Below are 21732 nucleotides of genomic sequence, written 5' to 3'. Positions count from 1 at the left end.
TTATTTTAGTCTTTGTTTTTAGTGCCTTTCACAATCAGTAATGTAACAATAAGCAGCCAAATGGCACTTAAGATAATTATAAAACTGACCAAAGGATTAACTTGTAAATAGCCCATGATGATCACGCTTACGGTTGCAAAACACATATTAACAAAACTCATCATGGCTGCAGCACTGGCTTTATCTGTAAGGGCATTTGATGCGATTAAAGAACCTCCGGAAAATAATAACCCACTAAATAAATACAAACTGGCTGTGGTTAGGAAAAACCATAATGACGATTGGCTTTCGAAAAACCACATGATTAATAAATTGCCTATTCCAAAGGCGACTCCCAAAAAACCAATTGCAATGACTTGTCTTGCTGCTAAACGAGCAAGTAATTGTTTCGCAGATAATCCCCCTAAAAGCATGCCAACTATATTAAGGCTATTCCAGTAGCCATACTCAGCAGCAGATAATGTTAATAACTTTTCGGCTATTTGAGGGCCTGCTGCTGAAAAACAGTAGGATATTGCGGAGCAGCATCCAACGACTAAAGAAAAAATCACAAGTTGCTCAGAAGCAAGAGCAGCATAATAATCACGAATAATGGTTATAACTCGAATCCGTTTGGGATGCACGAGCGTTTCACTAAAAACAGAGGTTCCTAAAAGCATGATGATGCCGTGTGCCAGTAGAAACCAGAAGCACCCTTGCCAATGCAGATATTCAGTAATTATTCCACCAATTACTACAGCAAATCCTATACCTAAAGCAAAGGATAATACTGAATAGGCCATAGCAGTTTTTCGTTGTGATTCAGGTAACCATTCATTGATGAGTATGAAGGTACAAGCAAGCCCACTCGCTGAGCCGAGTGCAGTGATGAGTCGACCGCTAACGAGTATCCAATAGTTTTCTTGAAAAATAGCGAATAGACAGATACAAATTCCAACTAAATTAATTGTTAGGCCGGTGCGTAATGCTTTTAAACGTCCAAATTGATTGGCAAGAGGCGCATAAATTAGTTGACCACCGACATAACCAATCAAAAATGCGGAAACAATCCATTCGATAGTTCCAGGACTTAATGTATATTGGGTTTGAATCTGAGGCAACGCAGGGGTAATAATCGCAGCGGAGACAGATGCAATAGAAATATAATTGAGCAACCAAAATAGATTAAATAAAGAGGGTTTTTTGGGCTCTGACATGATTATCCTTAACTATTGCTTTTTAACGGGGGCGAAAATTATATAAATTTATTTATTTTTGTCAATAATTTTTCAAATTGATTCGAGAGATGTGTAAAAAACGCATCACACTCTTGTATGATTCACTTTATTCCATAGACGCTTTACGAAAAGTTCTAACTACTTCATTGGTTTGATTATCAATGATTTCCCCATGTATGTCATAAAAATTTCCATTGACTTGAAGCAGCATCCAAGTATAAAGTTTTTCGAGATCATTGCCGGTTTGGGTCGCAATTTTTTCTTCTTTACAGTATACCGACGCCGTAAATTGCTCTTTCATTTTAAGAATCCTTGATCCAAACCCTATATCAGTAAGTTTAGTTGTTTTTCTTCTTTTCATCACGTTTTAACGATAAGTATTGAACTATAATTTAAATAGGGGCGATGTATTTCAGGAGATTGTGATGAATACCAATTTTTTAGCTACGGTGATCGGTTGGTATTTTGTGATTATGAGCCTGCTTTTACTTGTAAGACGAGACATTGTAACAACGGCAATGAGAGAATTAATGGGACAACGATCTGTAATGTTAGTTGTTGGGATTATTACATTAATTATTGGTCTATTAATGGTTACAAGCCATAATATTTGGGTTCTTGGATGGCCTGTTATAGTGACTATTATCTCATGGTTAATACTTATTGGTGGTTTATTCAGACTCTATTGTCCAGATACCGTTTATAAAATTTGGAATAAAACTATAGATAAATCCGAAAAATTGACTATTTGTGCTGTAATCACATTTATTATTGGTTTGTTTTTACTGTATAAAGCTTATTTTGGGTAATGAAAATTATCCCAAAACGAAGCATTGGAACATGTCAAAGAGTGGTTTATTTAGATTAACGTAACAATTCTTTAAATGTTACAGATAAGTTTGTATAAAAAACTGTCGTGGTACTTTCATAACCGGAGTCAGTTCCCAGAACCAACCAAGCTTCCCCATTATTATTGGTAGTGACTGAGTATTTGGCAAGTTTGGTTTGCATTTCTTCATTATGTAAATAAGGTAAGGTTTTTAGTCTGTAAATACTGTCTTGCGTATCTACTCCGAGGGTTCCGATAAGAATCATGTCCTTACCATCAAGCTCTTGATTTCCTTTATCCAAATCGATTTGATAGTAATTATTATCCAGATACCGCTGTGGTTCTTTAGATACAGCCCCAATTTTTATATAAACTGAATCACCTGGAGAGCCACCTACCCCTGAAGATCCGCTAGGAGCATTGGATGCCAATTCCAAGGAAAAACTAACATGATAGTTGGTATTAGGTTTTAAACCGTTTACCTTTGTATAGGCATACATGAATAAATCATCGCTATGATTATTGCCTGATATTTTTAACCCATGAATTTGGGACTTAATTTCATAAGGTAATGTTGCATCGTTATTAAATTGGAGTTCAAAAAATTGTTCTTGGCCTTTGGGATAATCCGCATAAGAAACTTTAAAACGTTCCGCTTTGGAAAAAATATATTTATAAGTTTTTATATCTGGAGTATTCCAAGCAAATGTTGGAAAATTACTGGCTATAAAGAATAGGTATAAAGAACACTTCTTTATCATTTTATCCAATTTTCTGATCAATGAATAATCATTTTAGAATTAAAAAAGCATAGAGCAAGAAAATTTTATCTACCACTTATGGAGCTGTTACCAATTGTCTCCCCTATTATTTATTGTGTTTTATGCGCGATAGAATTACAAGAACCTATGAGGTAAAGCTGATTAATGAATCAGCTTTAATAAGTTAATCTTTGGTTGGATTTAGCCTCTAGGTAGTATTCATTATAGAAATATTTTAAATCGCCAAGAAGTTCTTTTAACGCTTCAACTTGATAATTGTGTGCTTGATAATTTTTATCTAACTGATGGTATGTTTCTTCAAAATTTTCATATGCATATTCCGTTTCTAGATTATTTTTGTCTTTAACCTTTTGGATGTTGACAAATAAATCCTCAACTTGAGTTTTGATTTTCTCATAATCTTCCTTATTTCCAGAGACTTGGGCGCTTATTTCAGATTCATTTCGTGATCGATATAACCAATAAAGAGCTATAAGCCCAATAGGGAGCAAAGCGAGTAGGCCCCAATAATAGTTATTAGTCGGTTCACATTGTTGGATTTTACATTCCTCAGCAATAGGATTTCCTGAAACAGAGTTAATACTTAATGGTTGATATGTTTCATGTACATGATTTTCATAGGATTTTGATATGAAGCACATGTCACTTGCAGGAAGTTGTTGGGGGGATTCTTGAAAAAATGAAGGATTTGATTTTGATTGCAAAGGAGAATGCGCGTATGATGAAGAAGAGGATAATCGTTTAATTTCTTGAGGCTTTTTAGGAGGTTGCAATCCTTTGAGTTCATGTTGAACTGTGACCCATTGATGCATTGAATTTATCAAAGCATTTAGTTCTTGTGTTTTTCCTGCAATTGTTTCGAAATTGGTTGTTTTAGCTTTTGGTGCATTTAAATGAATAATAACCTGACGTACATGTTCTTTTAGGGCTTGATTGGTTTTAATGAGATCGGTGGTGGTTGATGGAAATTGGGCTAGTGTATCTTGGTTGTGTATGAATGTATTTAGTTTTTCTCGTTCATTGGTTAACCATTTTTTTAAAAATGATAAGTTTTGTTCGTGCTGAATGGCTTGATGATACGCTTGCGTATTCGCTTGGATAATTTCATCAATATGTATTGAGGAGTCATCAATAAAAAGTTCGATTTGATTGAGCAAGGAAAATAATTGTTCTTTAAATTGATAAACCGTATACACCTCTCCAGCTTGCCCTAATAAATCTATGGTTTGTGAAATAACGGTTTGGAACTGATCAAGCTCATGTAAATCAGATACTGCTTTTGCATAATGATCTAAAATTTTATCTTGCATATCAATAAGTTGAAAATTAGGACAATTTTTAAGTTGTTCAATGGTTAATTTCAATGTGGATATAGGATTTTTTTCAACTAGAGCCGTAGTGCTTTTACCACATTCTTTCACCGCTTGAGTCGGATAGGCTTGTAAATCATCGGGTTGATCAATTGCAAACGTATAGGGATGGGGGTTAACAGGATTAATATTAAGTGCAAAATGTAATATTCTATTACGGTCTGCAGATAATTGTTTGATGGTTTTTGAGAGTTCGCCAAGGCGATCTTTTAATAATTGCGAGTCGATCATTTGTGTTAATTGAGGTTGGATCTGAGTTTCAATGGTGTTGCGAAAGTTTGCTAAGAATAATCTATCTGAACCAATAAAAGGTGAAATATTTTTTTCAACAGCACGAACGTACCGAGTAAGATGTTCTAATTGTTCTTGAGTTTGTTTGATATTGGGATTTTGGCTTATCCCTTTCAGAATATGATTGAGATCGAGCAAGAAGAAATTTATGGGCTGATTTAAGTGCTCTTGACGTAGCTCATTATTTCTTAATAACAAGTAATCCCCTGTTTTTTGCATTAAGTCGTACAGTGCAGACCATTGTATCCGTTGACTATCAATAGGCTGGACATGAAAATCATCTCTGATTAAAACGTGCCTTGTTTTATAAGCATTAGAATAAAACCAGGAATGCTCATACACATTGATTAATGCTTGGGAGTCATCGGCAAACCATGAGCTAGGATTTGCCAAATAATCCGCATAAATACCTGAATTAGCACGAGTTTTGAGTATCCATGCTCTCTGGTTTAGTTCTTCTTCAGTATAACAAGCTTCGGAATGTACCCAAAAGCGAGCCTGATTACGGAGGGGTAGATAAGGTGCTTTGTGTTGATGCTTTTCTTTAGTCATGCTTCTCGCTCCTTGAGATAGCTTAATAAATCATAATTTTTGTGCGGTTGATAACTAATTAGAATATTTTTAAACCAATTAATTTGATAACATTCTTTTTGATAAGATGCAATACAAAAGAATAGGGTTCATAACTGTGGTGCCGTATTCTGTTTTTTGTTAAATTATATTTTTTTACTTAAATGAGTTGATTATGCCTTCTTTTGATATAGTCTCTGAAATCAATAAAGTTGAATTACGTCATGCTGTTGATAATGCAGTACGGGAGATGACTACCCGCTTTGATTTTCGTGGAGTAGACGCAAGTATTGAACTTAACGATCTTACTGTTACTTTACGGGCAGAATCGGATTTTCAAGTCAGACAATTAGAAGACTTATTTCGTAATCACTGCAGTAAAAGAAATGTTGACGCTTCGGGTGTTGACATAGAAGATAAGCCCGTACACAGTGGCAAATTTTACTCTTTGAATATGACTTTTAAACAAGGCATTGATCAACCCACTGCTAAAGAAATTGTGAAATATGTTAAAGACTCCAAGGCCAAAGTGCAGACATCTATCCAAGGAGATAAAGTACGAGTGACAGGGAAAAAACGTGACGATTTGCAAGAAACCATTGCTCTTTTAAAAAAATCCGATATCAAGCTCCCGTTGCAATATGAGAACTTTCGGGATTAATTTTAGTAATGCCTAGACTAAAAAATTTGCATTTTTGGATCCTCTGTGTTCGCATTGTATTCGCTCACTTTTTTGATTACATTGCTTCGTTTTTCTGCAGGCCATTATTTTAGCTCAGTGCTCCAGGATTCCGCAGACAAGCTGCGGAACGTTGGAGAGCTGGGTTGTTTTTTAGAGAGGGGTATCGAGTGATTGTAGCGAATGTTGCTCTTCAATAGGTTTAAGTTTATTCCTCAATTCACAATTTCATCAATTTTAGCTGAGATTCTTGCTAATAAATAAGGATCATTTTTTGCAAGACTACGTGCAACTTTTAGTTGGGCTACGGCAGCTCTTTTCTGTCCTTCAAGAAGCAGGCATTGGGCTTGAGTAAAATAGGCATATCCCTTTTTATGAGCTTGTGCTTGTGCTTGTGCTAACTGACGGCAAAGAGGTAGGTCTTGTTTGTATTTTCTACTTCCTTTCAGCAAGATAGCAGTTGCTTTTTCATTTTGATTTGCGGCCAGTAAACCGTCAGCATAAGCCATAAGTGCCGCATAATTATCGGGGTAATTTTTTTGTATTTCCTCTAATCGAGAAAGCGCTGATTTATATTGTGTTAAACCTGTTTCTGCTTGTGCCATAGCAATTTGAAAATAGAGACTGTTTTGTTGTTCTAATAAGGGAGTCAGAATTGCAGAGGCTTGGGTATATTTATTGGTGCTAATTAATGCAAGTGCATGTCCATATTGACAGGCATGAGCAGGAGTTTTTTTGTTACATTGATGTTCGTAATAATCAAGTAAGCGCTTAGGATCGCGTATGACTGAGGTGCGAATTATCTCTTTGACTAAGGCATAATCATTAGAGTCAGGATACTTTTTGCGGGCAAATGAGGCAGTGCGACTCTCTGCTTCAGCGATTCGGTCTCCATCCAAAGGATGAGATCGCAAAATAGCTGGCACATTTGCAGTATAATAATAGCGTGAGTTTTCCTGCATTTTTTTAAAAAAAGCAGCCATACTATGAGGATTATACCCGGCTTTAATCAGCATATCGATCCCAATTCTATCCGCCTCTTTTTCTTTGGAGCGGGCAAAATTAATATTATCTTGTGAAAATCCTGACAGAGCGCCCATCATCCCAGCCATTCCTACAGTGGGATTAATTACCCCTAATGCAGCAGAAGCCAGTACCGTGGCAAGCATGGGGATACGCATTTGTTTTTGATGTTCGATCATGCTGTAGAGATGATGCAAACGCACATGCGCGATTTCGTGGGCCATGACTCCAGCAAGCTCGCTTTCACTGGTAGTGGTTAGAATTAACTGCGAATTAATACCTATATGTCCACCGGGACCTGCAAATGCATTGATTTCATTGGATTTTACGATAAAGAAATCAGGTGGTTTAATATGGCCTGCCTGAGCAAGATTTTTTCCAATGTGATTTATATATTGGGATGCCAATGGATTTCGTTCCACACTTTCTGATTGATTAATTTGTTGGACAAACTCTTTTTCCAATTGTTCTAATTCGTTTGTTGAATAAGGTGATAACCTTTCAACAGCGAAAGAAGACTGGGTTAAAATACTGATTAACAAAATCCAGTGGATGTTTTTCTTAATGTTCAATTTAATCATTAGGCTACTCAAAAATTGAATAATTTGTTATCATTCACGCATTGTAACTACTCATTCTCCCTTTGTTATCTCAGATTGCCTTCTGAGATAACGGGCTATTAAAAGCGTGAGCAGTTACTCGCATTTTATAAAGGTACTCAATAATGCACAAAAAGTTTTTGCTCGCAGCACTCGAACAAGCCCGTCTTGGGCAAGGCCATTGCGCCCCTAATCCTTGCGTTGGTGCTGTTGCTGTGCAAAATGGAACTATTATAGCACAAGCATGTCATCGAGGTGCAGGGACTCCACATGCAGAACAATTATTGTTAACACAAATTCCTCCTAAAACACCAGGAGTTTGTTTGTATATTTCTCTTGAGCCATGTAACCATTGGGGAAGAACCCCTCCTTGTGTGGATGCAATTATTAATCATGGTGTTGAAGAGGTTGTTTTTGCATATTTAGATCCTAATCCAATTGTTGCGCAAAATAATTCTTCAGAAAAGCTGCGTTCACGAGGAATTAAGGTGACACATTACCCCGTTGCAGAAATTACTGAGTTTTATAAAAGTTATACTTATTGGACTTTAACGCAAAAGCCTAGGATTACTGTTAAAATAGCACAAACATTAAATGGTAAAATTGGTCAAGCTGAAGGAGAACGTGTTATCCTATCGAATGCTTTATGTGAACAATTTACTCACCAAATGAGAGCGGCTGCTGATGTAATTCTTACTACGGCTAGAACAGTGCAGTTGGATAATCCTAGAATGAATGTTCGCTTGAACAATGAAGAACAGAAAAAAACTATAGCAATTATTGACAGACAATTAGCTCTTAATCAAGAAGCTAGAATTTTTTCAACAGCGGCTCATTGCCATATCTTTCATTGTAAAGAGCAGAAAATTTTTTATCCCAATAGTACCTTTCATCTAATGTCTGAGAAGAATGGTGTTATGGATTTAAATGGTGTAATAAAGCATTTAGGCGCATTGGGATATCATGATGTTTGGGTGGAAGCAGGTGGTGCTCTTTTTAGTGCATTACATCGGGAAGGATTAGTTCATCGAACTTATTTATATATTGTTCCCACTAGTTTGGAGCACAATGCAATTTCAGCCTACCAACAAAGTGGGGTATTTAGCCGAGCGCATACTGTTTCTTGGCATGCTATGGAGGACAACATGATAGCATGTTTGGATTGGCGGGAGGATGAAACAAATGAGGTCGCGTTATGAAGCATTCATTAGTTACAATAGAACATGCAGTGGAAACACTCAAAGCCGGTAAAATGATTATTTTAATGGATGATGAAGATAGGGAAAATGAAGGAGATTTGGTTGTAGCTGCAGAACATGCAACTCCAGAGATCATTAATTTTATGTCTCGACAAGGTTGTGGTTTGATCTGTTTGTCTATGGCTGAGGAACTGATCGATAAATTGCAATTGCCAATGATGGCTCAAAATAATAAATCGCCTTATGGTACGGCATTCACTGTATCGATTGAAGCGGCAAAAGGTGTATCAACAGGTATTTCAGCCAAAGATAGGGCTCAAACGATTAAGATAGCAATTAATCCTGAAAGCGGTCCAGCAGATGTTATCTCTCCAGGACATGTTTTTCCTTTACGAGCCAAGAAAAAAGGTGTGTTAGAAAGAGCGGGCCAAACAGAAGGTAGTGTTGATTTGGCTAGGTTAGCAGGTTTGATACCTGCTGCGGTGATTTGTGAAATTATTAATGAAGATGGTACCATGAGTCGGCGTGATGAGTTAATTGCATTTTCTACAAAGCATGACATTCCAATGGTGACTATCAAGGATCTGATCGAATATAGGGTTCGTCATGAAGTCTTAGTCAACGCTGAGGCATCAACACGCATTCCTTTGCAAAATAAAGGTGATTTTAAGATGACCGTATTTGCAAATGAGTTGGATCAGGCTGAGCATTTTGCTTTGGTCAAAGCACCTGTGTCGGCAAATCGCGTTCCTTTGGTGCGTATCCATTCAGAATGTATTACTGGAGATATTTTTGGCTCTTGTAAATGTGATTGTGGTAAACAACTGGATCAATCACTTTCTATGATTGCTGAAGAAGGAGGGATATTAATTTATCTACGCCAGGAAGGTCGAGGAATTGGTTTAGCAAATAAATTAAAGGCCTATGCTTTGCAAGAGCAAGGGTTAGATACAGTTGATGCGAATCACCAATTGGGTCTACCCGTTGACAGTAGAGATTATGCTATTGCTTATCAAGTGCTTAAATATTTTGGCATTGATGCAATAAGATTATTAACGAATAACCCATCAAAGATTGCTGCTGTTGACCGTTATGGAATAAAGGTAACTGAGAGAGTGCCTTTAGAAATAGAGCCTACTAAGGAAAGTCACAGATATTTAAAAACCAAAAAAGAGAGAATGGGGCATTTGTTGGCAATCAATTAGCAGGATACAAGGTCAATTATGACAAATTTTATTTTTATTACAGGTGGAGTAGTATCTTCCTTAGGAAAAGGTATTGCGGCTGCGTCACTCGCTGCTGTTCTTGAGGCACGTGGTCTTAAAGTGACGCTGATTAAGCTTGATCCTTACATTAATGTTGATCCAGGAACAATGAGTCCTTTTCAGCATGGTGAAGTTTTTGTGACTCACGACGGCGCAGAGACAGATTTAGACTTAGGACATTATGAACGTTTTGTGAATACAACCATGACAAAACGTAATAATTTTACTTCAGGGAAGATTTACGAAACGGTTATTAAAAAAGAAAGACGAGGGGACTATTTAGGTGGTACGGTTCAGGTAATTCCTCATATTACCAATGAAATTAAACGATGTATTAAATTAGGTGCTGATGATTTTGATGTAGCTATGGTAGAAATTGGGGGAACTGTCGGAGATATAGAATCACTACCTTTTCTCGAAGCAATCCGTCAAATGCGTATTGAATTAGGCTCACAACGGACTTTGTTTATACACCTTACTTTAGTCCCTTATATTGCTACTTCAGGTGAGACCAAAACAAAGCCTACCCAACACTCAGTGAAAGAGTTACGCTCTATAGGGATTCAGCCTGATATTTTGATTTGTCGATCTGAAAAAATATTACCTATGGCTGATCGCGCTAAAATTGCATTATTTACCAATGTTGATAAAGACGGTGTTATTCCTCTTGAGGATGCTCCAAGTATTTATCAAATTCCAAGAATATTATCTGAGCATGGCTTAGACGATATTGTAGTCAAAAAATTGGGGCTTGATGCAAAGCCAGCTGATTTAAGTGAATGGGACCGTGTTGTTGCAATGCAGGCCATTCAAACGATGACTGTAAAAATTGCAATGGTTGGTAAATACATTGAATTAAACGATGCTTATAAATCAATTAATGAAGCATTACTGCATGCTGGAATTCATACTCAAACAAAAGTCGAAATCGTGTATCTGGATGCTGAACTCATCGAAAAACATGGTGCATCACTTTTGGAAAGTGTCGATGCTGTTCTTGTTCCAGGTGGATTTGGTGAGCGAGGCATTGAGGGAAAAATTAAAGCGATTCAGTATGCTCGTGAAAATAAAGTCCCATTTTTAGGAATTTGTTTAGGAATGCAAACTGCTGTAATCGAATTTTCTAGAAATGTTATTGGCCTAAAAGAAGCAAATTCTACTGAATTTAATAAAAATACTCCATATCCCGTGCTGGGGTTAATTAGTGAATGGAGGGATGCGGATGGTTCCAAACAGCTTCGTGACGAAAATGTTGATTTAGGCGGAACCATGCGTTTGGGGGCGCAATTATGTCAATTGGAAGAAGGTACTTTGGCGCGTAAGGTATATGGAAAACCTCAAATTATAGAGCGTCATCGGCATCGTTATGAAGTCAATAACAAGTATGTTGAAAGTTTAGTGGAGCATGGTTTGGTTATCTCCGGTCGCTCAGCAGATAATTCTTTAGTGGAGATGGTAGAGTTAGCGGATCATCCGTGGTTTTTGGCATGCCAATTCCATCCTGAATTTACATCAACCCCGAGAGCAAGTCATCCATTATTTAAACAATTTGTACTTGCTGCTCGAGAGAAACATCAAGGAAAAAATAAAGAATGAAATTATGTGGATTTGAAGTGGGGTTGAGTAAACCTTTATTTTTGATTGCTGGTCCTTGTGTCATTGAAAGTGAGGCGTTGGCGTTAGAAACAGCAGGCTATTTAAAAGAAATATGTGGCGAATTACAAATTCCTTTTATTTATAAATCCTCATTTGATAAAGCAAATCGTTCTTCTATATCCAGCTATAGAGGTCCTGGTTTTGAAAAGGGATTATCTATTCTGGAAAAAGTAAAAAAGCAAGTTGATGTCCCTGTTTTAACAGATGTTCATGAAGATACTCCTTTGCTGGAAGTATCTAGCGTTGTTGATGTATTACAAACCCCAGCTTTTTTATGCAGACAAACTAATTTCATTCAAAAAGTAGCAGCTATGAATAAGCCTGTTAATATCAAAAAAGGCCAATTTCTTGCTCCGTGGGAAATGAAACATGTAATTGCTAAAGCAAAAGCCACAGGAAATGACCAGATTATGGCCTGTGAACGGGGTGTGAGTTTTGGTTATAACAATTTAGTATCCGATATGCGTTCTTTGGCCATTATGCGTGAAACAGGGTGTCCTGTTGTTTATGATGCAACTCATTCAGTGCAATTGCCAGGTGGAAATGATGGCGCTTCTGGCGGACAACGGGAATTTGTTCCAATTCTTGCTCGTGCTGCAGTAGCGGCTGGAATTTCAGGCTTGTTTATGGAAACGCATCCTGATCCGGATAAGGCATTAAGTGATGGTCCAAATAGTTGGCCTTTGGCTCAAATGAAACCGTTACTAGAATCGCTAAAAGCGTTGGATGTTGTCTATAAAAATTATGGAGAAATTGACGCTTTGATTTAGAATTTCGTTTATTACCGGATTTTCTATGTTTATGTGGCAGTGTTCATGCTGCCGCTAAAAGCCTGGATGTTTTGGGATAAGAGTAATTCTTATAAGATAAGTCTTTTGTCGGACTAAATGAGCTATAATTTGATTAAGCAATTTTTTTGAGGTTGATTATGTCTAATTCGAAATGGAATGAGATTCACAAAAAGTCACAAATTGAAAATCCGAAATCAGAGTTGGAAAAAGAACTTGAGAATAAATCTGATGCAATAGATACAGAGGTTGAGTTGCGCACTGATATACTTAATACTCGGATAGGTGCAATGGATACACCAGAGAAGGTAAAGGCTCAGAAAGATAACTTAGGTCCTAAAGATACTCTCATAGAAAATGATGAGTTAAATACACCTAAACCTTAGATTATGAATTTATGGCCTCGATGTTCAATTTAGATAGTTTTATAAATCTAATTAATTCTTGATTAGAGCGTTTAATGGCTTACTCAGATTATAGATAGCAAAGCTGCGATTATAGATACTCAATTCATAATGACTGTTCCCTTTTTGGAAGACATTTCAATATAGGGCTATTCCATTAAAATTAAAAAAGTTTTTATCGGTTATTAACGTGCGTTAAGGGCTGATTTTTGCTGCTGCTTTGTGTGAAGTAGAATTTTTATACTAAACTTCACATAAGGGTCACTCTTATAAAGAAAACAGCGTTATGGATCCAGAAATTAAAAAAGCTTTAATACAACATTACTTACAAACTCTTTATGGTAAAAAGTTTGAGGAGTCCTGGCTTGGTGATATGGAACTTTATGAACGGATTGCTCAGTCCATTGAATATATTAATACTAATTTATTCAGCCTAGATAAGCTTACGCCTGAAGATTCAGAATACAAGGATTTTGTTCGGTTAGTTAGACTAGCGGTTGATTTAAATGATGATATTCCACCAAAGATTGTAGGCTACGATGGTGATGCACTTGAGGATGAAGTTGATGAACTGTTGAAGTTTAAGTCGCTGACTAATTACACCAGCAGAGCCACAGAATCGCGACCTATCAGTCAGGATGAGGAACTTAATAATTTAAAAAATCAAGCACTTAAAACCTTAAAAGATATAGCAAGCACTGTTTTACCGAACGCGGATATATCATCGCCAAAAAAACTCAAAGATGCTATTGATTGGTTTGAGAAAAAGTATAAAGAAGAAAAAAATGATATAGAAAAAAAGAAATTTGAGGGCATTCTTTCGCTTCTAAAAAATATCGATAAAATTTCAAATATTGGAGTGATTGATATCCCTAATGAACAAGGAAAACTTTCTAAATTTTGCACGATGGCGGAATCTGCAGGTGGGGTCACTGAAAAAATATCGGTTACGCCTCGCGAGGAGGTTATCACAAAACTTCAAAAAATTTTGGATGATGGTAGCAAGTTTAAAAATACTAACCAAGGCGGAACATTTCATAAAAGCAGCAAGTTTCCTTATGAAGATTTTCAGAAATATACATCAGCGTGTGAACTAAAAACAAAAGGGATTCTTAAGTTACCAAAACATGGGAAAACGATTGAGGTGCAACGCGAAGCAATTGCATTAAATATTGCCCGAATTCTCGGTTTTGAAACCACCCAGTCGACCATGGTGAATCATAACGGCAAAGCTGCTCTATATGTGCCTTTTGATAACATCCAGTTAATGAAAGAATTTGCGCAAGGGGAAACACAAAGAATTATTGTACCTAGTGGAATAACAAAAATTGGAACTATTGGTGACCCTTATTTGCATCATTCTACCATTACTCCAGTAGGAAATGGTTTACATTGTGACACGACACTCAATGATTTTGGTGACAAAGCAGCATTTTCCTTTCTGTGTAATGATACAGATTTTGTAGGTGCTTATAATCAAAACAAAGCCATCATTAGAGGCAAAGATCTCTATATCTTTGATCAGGTGATTATGAGTAGTGATAAAATGGATTTTGATACCCGCCTCAGTATGATTCCCACTGGGGTAAAACGCCACTCTCGTCATAATCAAGGTAGAAATCGGAGTCTTATTGAAGATTCCTCTTTTGATGCTAAATTTGATGGAGTTATTCATCTTCTGAATAATCAAGAAAGAATTAATACGATGATGGATAACATTATCGAAACTCATGATTCAAATTTAAAAAGTACGCAACAAGAGATTAATAGTCTTAATCAAATTGGATCATTAGGCAGAAAACAAAAGGAACGATTGACCTTCTTAACAGACCAGCAAAGCGAATTATTAAAATTAAAAAAAGATGCTGAGACCATTAAGGGCACTATAAACAATCGGTTTGACACGATGTTTAAAAATTTTCCTAGTATGAATAAAGCACCTATGACCCCAGCACTTTTTTTAAAACATAAGGAAGAAATAAAACCTGCCTTGGAATTAGAAAAGCTGGTCAATAATCCGGTACTATTTTCTGATGATGGTCGTCCTTATCGTCACCCATGGACTACAAGAAACACAATTAGGATTAGTGCTATGGAAGAGAGTGGTGAGAATATGCGCTTAACCTTTAGTGAGTTTAATCGGGAGCATATTATTAATATTCTTCGAAGCGCAGGTGTTAACTTGGATTTATGCAAAAAGAATGGAAATACATTAATCCTTCCGAAGGAAGAGTTAAAAAAAATCAATGAAAACAGTATTTATCCAGAGCGCGCACCTTTTGTCACGGATAGTAAGAAGAAAGATTATCTTGATATGAATAGTATAAAGCTTATGAGTGCTGGTTATTCGGGCAATAATTTTAACTCTGCCAAAAAATTGATTGAACATTATCAAGCTCAGATACTGCTTAATAAAGAAAAACCTGCACGACAAGTCGAAGTAATGTATGACACTCTCCATGCTATCAAAGGAAATCCTGGATTTGCGAAACACCTTGAGCTTAAATTACAACTTGATATACAACAAAAGTTACGACCAATAATATTGAACTTGATAACTGTTGAAGAGTTGCAAGTAGGCATGAAAGATAAACTTGCTCAAGCTTATGAGGCTGCGGTTAAATTGGATAGACTGAATGATTTAAATCATGTATTGATGCGATTTGTGAAAAATCCAGTAAACACCAATCAAAAAGCATTAATTGACTATTTGGATAATTGTATAAAACATGGGGCTGCAGCAACTGATTACAATACGGCTAAAGTTGAGAGTTTAGCTATGCTCAAGGAATCGCATCAAGCATATGATTTAATGCCAAAGCGCGATCATAATCCGATGCTCAAACTTGGAGCGCCAGTGCTGAAGCAAGATTGGGAAGAGGTAGATGTTTTAACACTACAGGAGCAACAATTAGACGAACAAAGACAGGATGTTTTAAGCCTTTCTGATTCCGTGGTAAAAAGTCAAGATGCAGTAGAAAGTTTGTCTCAAAATAATGTTATTGAAATAGAAACTAATAAAACACCACCAGACAGTGAAATAACATTTAAGATTTGATCTATTCACTGCTGAAAAATAATCGCTTGATGCCAGTACAAAATAAAAGGTATCCTGAGAATGAAGAAGGATTTCATTCTTGATATAAGTGTTTTTTTATGGTACATTTTGCGCAAATATTGACAATTGGTATTTTATGACAAATAATCAAACTGTTACATTATTATTGCTAAAAACGCAGTTAGAAAATTTTGTTGAAGACCCAAATGAGTTGAATCGAGAAGATATCCTGTCTCGTCTAAACACATTGAAACTCACTGAGTTAAATGAGTTTTGTCAGCAACACCCAACGATTCGCAAAATATTAGCTTTATCCGAGTTTGATGCATTTTGGAAAACGCAGCGTGAGGCCATTCGCGTAAAAAATCTGCCTCAATTTCGTTTTAGAAACTCACCGCGATTAAGTGATATGGATATCACCCTTGGTTATCTGAATTATTACTTATCATTAAAATATCCTGAAGATAAGAGCCATTATTTACAACGTGCAATTTTTTTTCATTCATATCATGCTTTCAAAGTGTATGCACATGACTGTTTTATGAAAATGTCTTCTAAAGAGGAAGGGGCATTTTTTGATTTGCTTAGTTTGTTGCCCTCTTTTGAAAAAGAGGCAGCTTGGTTGGGTACTCCGGCGTATCTAATTACTGCTAACTTATATTTTAAAGCAGCTCTTCATTTAGTCAAAAAGGATAAAGCCCTAGAAGCTTCAGCAGCCTTCCAATTCGTCATTAAATATTTGTGTCTTGCCGATCGAATTGAGTCAGAATCCGAAAATGACATACATAATGCTTATTTTTCACAGGGCTTAGCGCAAAGTAACCCATTTAAACTTTCTACTATCAGGGAAATGATCCAGGCATGTATTCAAAGTGCTGGAAAATACTTGGATCAAAATACAATTGATATTGCAATGAGTTCTGCTAAGTTAACCCCTATATCTTCTAACGAAGAGTCACTCAAGGCAGAAGAAACTATTTCAATTATTCAACAGACAATTCTAAAAGATGCGCCTGAATTAATTCAACTCACTTTGAGCTCAGAAGACAGTGGAGGCAAGACCTCACAGTTAAATGATTCACATCTCCTCTTTGCCGTACGACATGGTAAAATTAATAGCGTTCGATATTTACTATCCATAGGCTTGAGCCCAAAAGCAATGGATGAAGATCAAAATACCGCGTTACATCTTGCTGCGATAACAAAAAACCGAGGTATATATCGCTTATTACAAACTGTTTCTTCAGAACTCATCAATGTGAAAAACGTATTTCAAATGACTCCAATTGATATCCTCAGCGAAACAAATCAATTATCATTTTTTTCCACTCAAGAACAGCTTCAATCAAAATTAGAAACTGCTATATCAACTGGAGCAATGGAAGAGTTGGATAATTGTTTGCAACTCGGGGCATCGCCTGATGTGATTTTATCTTCAGGTATTTCACCACTGTCTCATATGCTGAAGGAGTTAAATATTACAGGAATTCAATTACTACAAAATTCTGGTGCCTCTTTGGAGTTGGAAGATGCCAAGGGAGAAACACCTGTTTTTTATCTTCTTAAAAAAGGGTGTTCTTTTGAGGAAAGAAAAAATCGTCATATCTATTTTCGTCATTTACAGAATCTTGGCATTAATGTAAATCACCAAAATAGCGAAGGTGAAACACTACTAATTCAAGCAGTTCGACGGGATGATTATGAGAGTGTGTTATTTTTATTAGAACAGCCAGAAATTAACATAAAAATAACCGATATCCATGGCCTCAATGCCATGGATTACGCAAAAAAAGCCTTAGATTCGAAAATTGCGCATTATTTTGACTTGATAGGGTTTAATAAAGATTCTGAAGAAGTTCAAGCGAATATATTATCATCTCAATTGATGAATAAAGAACTACGCTTTTTCAAAACGCCAGGAGCTGCTCCTGCTACTCTAGGTGTAGAAAACTATCCAAGTCTAAGATGATTTTATCACGAGCACGAAAGGTGTATGTTTGCACTGCTCAGTTTCAAATTAGGCTTGTAAAACAAAAAAACTATTAAATCATTTTTTACCACGAAGCAATATGTGCAGAAGACTCCGACTCCGGCGCTTGCAACCTGGCTATTAGTTTGTTTTTTTCTTTTTACTAAATGAACCCATGACATAAGGAAACAAATTATTTTTCATTTATTGATAAAGTGATCATATTTTGTGTAATAAATAGAATTACGGGTTGTAAACAACGGATTTTTGCACCTCGCTAAAATGCCAGTTCGGCTCCATTCCAAGGTCTCCGATTTCTCTTTAGGATGCATTAGAGCTGCCCTAAAATCATTGAACCCCATGGACAAGCCATGGGGTAAAGCTGTAAGAAGAGACAGTTGCAAGTAACCTGTTTATGAAGAGGTCTATATAATGCTTGAAATTAACCGATATCACCCATAGTAGATACTGCATGATAGCCAGCATCAACATGAACTACTTCACCGGTAATCCCTGAAGCTAGGTTAGAGCATAAAAATGCAGCGGTGTTTCCTACTTCTTCAATAGTTACGTTTCTTTGTAGCGGGGTAATTTGGGCATAAGCATTTTGGATTTTACGGAAGTCTTTAATACCCGCAGCTGCAAGAGTTTTAATCGGTCCTGCTGAGATAGCATTAACTCGAACTCCTTTACGACCCAGGCTTGCCGCCAAGTAGCGTACGGAGGCTTCTAAACTCGCTTTCGCAACTCCCATTACATTATAATTAGGCACAGCTTTTTCGGCACCATAATAAGATAGGGTTAAAAGAGAACCTTGAGTTTCTTCCATCATGGGTAACGCTGATTTTGCAAGACCAATAAGGCTATATGCGCTGATATCATGGGCAATTCTAAATCCTTCGCGTGTACAAGACTCAACAAAGTCACCACTAATTTGATCTGCTGGGGCATAAGCAACTGAGTGAATTAGGATATCTAATTGATTCCAATGCTTACGTAAATTGGAGAATAATGCTTCAATTTCTGTATCGTGGGCTACATCACAAGGAAATGTTAGTGTGGAATTAAATTCCGCTGCCATGTTTTCTACACGTTCTTGTAATCGTTCATTTTGATAGGTAAACGCCAACTCAGCTCCTTGCTCATGAAATGCTTTGGCAATACCGTATGCAATTGAGCGATTGCTTGCTAAACCAATAATGAGTGCTTTTTTACCCGCTAAAAATCCCACCATTTTCTCCCATAATTCTAATTAGTATGTGATGCTAATAATTCACGCATTTTAGCTTGAATCATTTCAATAGCAATTCTATTTTCTCCGCCACGAGGAACGATGATATCTGCATAGCGGCTTGAGGGCTCAATAAACTGCAAATACATAGGGCGTACGGTTGTTTCATATTGATGCACCACTGATTCAAAGGTCCGATGTCGTTCAACAACATCTCTTTTTAAACGTCGGGTTAAACATACATCTAGAGGAGTAGACATAAAAATTCGAATATCCATTATGTCACGCAACTCTTTATCACTAAAAAGTAAAATTCCCTCAAGAACAATTATAGCGTGTTGGCCAATAGTTCTTGTTTCAGGTAAGCGAAGATGTTGGGAGTGAGAATAAATAGGAATTTCGACTTTTTTACCTTGTCTTAACTGACGCAAATGTTCACAAAGTAAGGCATGGTCAAATGAATCTGGATGATCGTAGTTTATTTTTTCCCTTTCAGTAAAAGGCAAATGACCATGATCCTTGTAATAGGCATCTTCAGAAATAACTACTACTTGCTCTGAACCTAACTCACTAACAATAGTATTCGCTAAAAGACTTTTACCTGATGCAGAAGGGCCTGAAATCCCAATAATTATTGCTTGTTTGTTCATGATGATATCGCTAAAAATTTCGTGCAAATAGTAAAGGTTTTTTAGGTCAAATTCAATCTTTAATTAGGTTTTCCCCTCGTAAATTATTGTGGGTTTAATCAATTCTTATATCGTTTTACTTATATTTAGAACTGGCTCTAGTATAAATGCTATGCAACTCTGTTTTGGGCTGGAATAAGCTTTTCGAGAGAGTGTCATAAAAGGCAACTTCATTGCCTTTTATGACGAACTTATTTTAATTAAATGCCTGTACTACTTCTGGCAAAGGTTGTCCAATTGCGGCAGATGGATACTTGATTAGCAACAATGCAGATAAAGTTGGAGCGATATCAGTTGTGTAGGTCGGTCGAAAAATGCGTTGTGGTTTAAAAGAAGGATGTGCGAATAATAAAGGTACATAGCTATCGTATTGCCACGGGCTGCCATGGGCTACTCTATCTTTACTTTTTAAACCATATGATTGATTGGGAGGTTGAATAATATATACATCTCCAGATCGATAAGGATAGTACATTTTATTTACTTTAGCACTAAGCCAATCGGTTTCAATGTCTGTAATGGGTAATGCATATGCTTTAAATATTCCAGATTTTAAGGTTAAAGCTTGCGCTAGAAAACGCTTTACATCATTCGGGTTGAGTTTGTGTTGGGTAAGTAGCTTATTGTTGAGATAAATAAAAGGAGGCGTGATAGACATGAGTGCTTGTTCTGGGAGTTTATATTGATTTTTTAATCTATTGTGGATGTATTGTTCCATTTCAGGAATATTAATGGGGTTAATTTCTTCAAAATGATGTGCTTTAAGATATGTTGGTCCATCATTCACGCCATGATCAGCAGTCAATACAATGAGTGTATTATTTAGGCCGACTTGTTTGTCTATGGCTGCGAAAAGATGGGCTAGTGTTTTATCCAACGTCAGCAAGTTATCTTCTGCTTCCAGGCTGTTAGGACCAAATTGATGGCCAATTGCATCGACTGCGGAGAAACTAATCGCCAGGTAATCTGTCTTATCAGGAGATTTGCCTAATTGTTCTTCGATTAAGAGCTGCTCTGCAAAATCAGCGGTTAACTGATCTGCCTTAGGGGTTCTTGATAAGGATTTAAAATATTCTGGGCTTGGGGCTTGAGTTACATGATGTGGGAACGTTTGTCCAAAAAGCTCATCTTCATGATGAAACCCGGGGGAGTTTTTATTACGATATTCTGATTTAGGTTGACTTAAATTCCAATCGAAATCTTGAGCATGATAATTTTTATTCCAATTTTTGACCCATTGAGGATATTGGGTGTAATAATAGTCACTGGTAACAAAACCCCCATTAGTTGTATCAAACCAAAATGCCTTACCAGCATGGCCAGCTAGGGTAATTGCTGAACGGTCCTTTAATGAGACACCAAAAGCACGTCCTTTTTGAGACAATATGATTTCATCACTCAAAGTAGAAGTATATAAGTTTTTAGGTGAACGACCAGGTATGGCTATATGGGTATAGGGGGTAGGGAGGATATTTGCTTTTAAATCTTCCATACAATAGACCATTTGGTGTGTTTTTCGGTCGTACCACTCATTGTTGATAATGCCATGTAATGCGGGAGAACTTCCTGTAGCAACTGTAGCATGGCCAGCACAAGTTGTAGTATTGGCATGCGGATGGTGCGTATTACGATAATCAAGAGCGTGATTCAATAAGTAATTAAACCCATCATTTCCGAATTGTTGTTGATGTTGATAAATTAAATCACCACGTAATTGATCAACAACGAGTTGCAGGATCAATTTTGGTTGATTTGTTTGAGCATAAGTCGAGACACAGCCTAAAATAAAAAAAATCGCACAGATGTAATTTTGCATAAAGAATCCTAGCAAGGACAAAAGATTTGAAGGAGTGAATAGGGTAATCAAAAGCGATTAAAAAACAAGATCTCATGAAATTTTTTCTAGAAACTTACAACACTATAGTGTGGACTACAAAGTATTTTAGGTTTCATAGTTTAGTTATAAATCTATGGTGATTAACTATTGATTTTTAAAGATTAAAAATTAAGTAAGCAGTAAAAAGAAAATGCATGACTGTAGGTATGAATTGGTTTACACTTCGGACGTTAGAGTAAATTTTACTAATTCCCGATTCATGGAGTTTAAGGAGAG

17 protein-coding genes are annotated in these 21732 nt (G+C 36.6%); 9 read left to right on the top strand and 8 right to left on the bottom strand.

Translation table 11 applies throughout. The features are described from left to right. Positions 1–5: 5 nt before the first annotated feature. Together EL220_RS13210 and EL220_RS13205 are read right to left on the bottom strand one after the other, a co-directional pair. Positions 6–1196 carry an MFS transporter gene (locus EL220_RS13210; RefSeq protein WP_027271552.1) on the bottom strand — a complete coding sequence of 397 codons (1191 nt, stop codon included), beginning with the start codon at positions 1194–1196 and terminating at the stop codon, positions 6–8. Positions 1197–1323: 127 nt separating this feature from the next. Continuing rightward, complete coding sequence (locus EL220_RS13205) at positions 1324–1518, bottom strand: hypothetical protein (protein WP_027271553.1); 195 nt, start codon at positions 1516–1518, stop codon at positions 1324–1326. A gap of 124 nt (positions 1519–1642) precedes the next feature. On the opposite strand from EL220_RS13205, the gene EL220_RS13200 reads away from it, so the two are divergent. Beyond that, positions 1643–2026, top strand: coding sequence for a hypothetical protein (locus EL220_RS13200; protein WP_027271554.1), 384 nt, complete (start codon positions 1643–1645; stop codon positions 2024–2026). A 55-nt stretch (positions 2027–2081) separates the two neighbouring features. Here the strand turns inward: EL220_RS13200 and EL220_RS13195 are convergent, their stop codons facing one another. Beyond that, complete coding sequence (locus EL220_RS13195) at positions 2082–2807, bottom strand: hypothetical protein (protein WP_027271555.1); 726 nt, start codon at positions 2805–2807, stop codon at positions 2082–2084. Between the two features lie 176 nt (positions 2808–2983). Beyond that, a complete protein-coding gene (locus tag EL220_RS13190) occupies positions 2984–5041 on the bottom strand; it encodes a hypothetical protein (RefSeq protein WP_027271556.1) in 2058 nt (685 codons plus the stop codon). A 193-nt stretch (positions 5042–5234) separates the two neighbouring features. On the opposite strand from EL220_RS13190, the gene EL220_RS13185 reads away from it, so the two are divergent. Beyond that, positions 5235–5720, top strand: coding sequence for a YajQ family cyclic di-GMP-binding protein (locus EL220_RS13185; RefSeq protein WP_027271557.1), 486 nt, complete (start codon positions 5235–5237; stop codon positions 5718–5720). Positions 5721–5953: 233 nt separating this feature from the next. Here EL220_RS13185 and EL220_RS13180 read toward each other — a convergent pair whose 3' ends face one another. Next, the gene (locus EL220_RS13180; RefSeq protein WP_027271558.1) at positions 5954–7342 is read right to left on the bottom strand and encodes a M48 family metalloprotease; all 1389 of its coding nucleotides are present in this window, start codon (positions 7340–7342) and stop codon (positions 5954–5956) included. A gap of 143 nt (positions 7343–7485) precedes the next feature. On the opposite strand from EL220_RS13180, the gene ribD reads away from it, so the two are divergent. The 7 genes from ribD (at position 7486) to EL220_RS13145 (ending at position 17699) form a co-directional block, all read left to right on the top strand. Next, on the top strand, positions 7486–8559 hold the full coding sequence (gene ribD, locus EL220_RS13175) for a bifunctional diaminohydroxyphosphoribosylaminopyrimidine deaminase/5-amino-6-(5-phosphoribosylamino)uracil reductase RibD (protein ID WP_027271559.1): 1074 nt from the start codon (positions 7486–7488) through the stop codon (positions 8557–8559). Further along, positions 8556–9764, top strand: coding sequence for a bifunctional 3,4-dihydroxy-2-butanone-4-phosphate synthase/GTP cyclohydrolase II (locus tag EL220_RS13170; protein ID WP_027271560.1), 1209 nt, complete (start codon positions 8556–8558; stop codon positions 9762–9764). The genes ribD and EL220_RS13170 overlap by 4 nt, the downstream gene beginning before the upstream one ends. An 18-nt stretch (positions 9765–9782) precedes the next feature. After that, the gene (locus tag EL220_RS13165) at positions 9783–11420 is read left to right on the top strand and encodes a CTP synthase (protein WP_027271561.1); all 1638 of its coding nucleotides are present in this window, start codon (positions 9783–9785) and stop codon (positions 11418–11420) included. After that, the gene (gene kdsA, locus EL220_RS13160; RefSeq protein WP_027271562.1) at positions 11417–12250 is read left to right on the top strand and encodes a 3-deoxy-8-phosphooctulonate synthase; all 834 of its coding nucleotides are present in this window, start codon (positions 11417–11419) and stop codon (positions 12248–12250) included. Before EL220_RS13165 ends, kdsA begins: the two co-directional genes overlap by 4 nt. Positions 12251–12408: 158 nt before the next feature. Further along, positions 12409–12654: a hypothetical protein gene (locus EL220_RS13155; RefSeq protein WP_027271563.1), complete on the top strand. Its 246-nt coding sequence runs from the start codon at positions 12409–12411 to the stop codon at positions 12652–12654. A gap of 304 nt (positions 12655–12958) precedes the next feature. After that, a complete protein-coding gene (locus tag EL220_RS13150) occupies positions 12959–15730 on the top strand; it encodes a hypothetical protein (RefSeq protein ID WP_027271564.1) in 2772 nt (923 codons plus the stop codon). Between the two features lie 136 nt (positions 15731–15866). After that, positions 15867–17699 (top strand): DUF5630 domain-containing protein, encoded by a 1833-nt coding sequence (locus EL220_RS13145; RefSeq protein ID WP_232002454.1) that lies wholly within the window; start codon positions 15867–15869, stop codon positions 17697–17699. Between the two features lie 442 nt (positions 17700–18141). On the opposite strand, the gene EL220_RS13140 is transcribed toward EL220_RS13145, so the two are convergent. From EL220_RS13140 to EL220_RS13130, 3 genes are all read right to left on the bottom strand, one after another. Then, positions 18142–18933, bottom strand: coding sequence for an enoyl-ACP reductase FabI (locus tag EL220_RS13140; protein ID WP_128130913.1), 792 nt, complete (start codon positions 18931–18933; stop codon positions 18142–18144). A gap of 14 nt (positions 18934–18947) precedes the next feature. Then, on the bottom strand, positions 18948–19580 hold the full coding sequence (udk, locus tag EL220_RS13135; RefSeq protein ID WP_027271567.1) for a uridine kinase: 633 nt from the start codon (positions 19578–19580) through the stop codon (positions 18948–18950). A gap of 235 nt (positions 19581–19815) precedes the next feature. Next, complete coding sequence (locus EL220_RS13130; protein ID WP_027271568.1) at positions 19816–21435, bottom strand: alkaline phosphatase family protein; 1620 nt, start codon at positions 21433–21435, stop codon at positions 19816–19818. Positions 21436–21732: the final 297 nt, after the last annotated feature.

Source organism: Legionella sainthelensi (assembly GCF_900637685.1).
Classification (GTDB): Bacteria; Pseudomonadota; Gammaproteobacteria; order Legionellales; family Legionellaceae; genus Legionella; species Legionella sainthelensi.
Note: the sequence above shows the minus strand (reverse complement) of the source record. Positions and strands in the feature narration are given on the sequence as shown.

Bases quoted from the DNA above. Each gene is read 5' to 3' on its own strand.
- EL220_RS13210 (WP_027271552.1), bottom strand. From the start codon at position 1,196: ATGTCAGAGCCCAAAAAACCCTCTTTATTTAATCTATTTTGGTTGCTC.
- EL220_RS13205 (WP_027271553.1), bottom strand. From the start codon at position 1,518: ATGAAAGAGCAATTTACGGCGTCGGTATACTGTAAAGAAGAAAAAATT.
- EL220_RS13200 (WP_027271554.1), top strand. From the start codon at position 1,643: ATGAATACCAATTTTTTAGCTACGGTGATCGGTTGGTATTTTGTGATT.
- EL220_RS13195 (WP_027271555.1), bottom strand. From the start codon at position 2,807: ATGATAAAGAAGTGTTCTTTATACCTATTCTTTATAGCCAGTAATTTT.
- EL220_RS13190 (WP_027271556.1), bottom strand. From the start codon at position 5,041: ATGACTAAAGAAAAGCATCAACACAAAGCACCTTATCTACCCCTCCGT.
- EL220_RS13185 (WP_027271557.1), top strand. From the start codon at position 5,235: ATGCCTTCTTTTGATATAGTCTCTGAAATCAATAAAGTTGAATTACGT.
- EL220_RS13180 (WP_027271558.1), bottom strand. From the start codon at position 7,342: ATGATTAAATTGAACATTAAGAAAAACATCCACTGGATTTTGTTAATC.
- ribD (WP_027271559.1), top strand. From the start codon at position 7,486: ATGCACAAAAAGTTTTTGCTCGCAGCACTCGAACAAGCCCGTCTTGGG.
- EL220_RS13170 (WP_027271560.1), top strand. From the start codon at position 8,556: ATGAAGCATTCATTAGTTACAATAGAACATGCAGTGGAAACACTCAAA.
- EL220_RS13165 (WP_027271561.1), top strand. From the start codon at position 9,783: ATGACAAATTTTATTTTTATTACAGGTGGAGTAGTATCTTCCTTAGGA.
- kdsA (WP_027271562.1), top strand. From the start codon at position 11,417: ATGAAATTATGTGGATTTGAAGTGGGGTTGAGTAAACCTTTATTTTTG.
- EL220_RS13155 (WP_027271563.1), top strand. From the start codon at position 12,409: ATGTCTAATTCGAAATGGAATGAGATTCACAAAAAGTCACAAATTGAA.
- EL220_RS13150 (WP_027271564.1), top strand. From the start codon at position 12,959: ATGGATCCAGAAATTAAAAAAGCTTTAATACAACATTACTTACAAACT.
- EL220_RS13145 (WP_232002454.1), top strand. From the start codon at position 15,867: ATGACAAATAATCAAACTGTTACATTATTATTGCTAAAAACGCAGTTA.
- EL220_RS13140 (WP_128130913.1), bottom strand. From the start codon at position 18,933: ATGGTGGGATTTTTAGCGGGTAAAAAAGCACTCATTATTGGTTTAGCA.
- udk (WP_027271567.1), bottom strand. From the start codon at position 19,580: ATGAACAAACAAGCAATAATTATTGGGATTTCAGGCCCTTCTGCATCA.
- EL220_RS13130 (WP_027271568.1), bottom strand. From the start codon at position 21,435: ATGCAAAATTACATCTGTGCGATTTTTTTTATTTTAGGCTGTGTCTCG.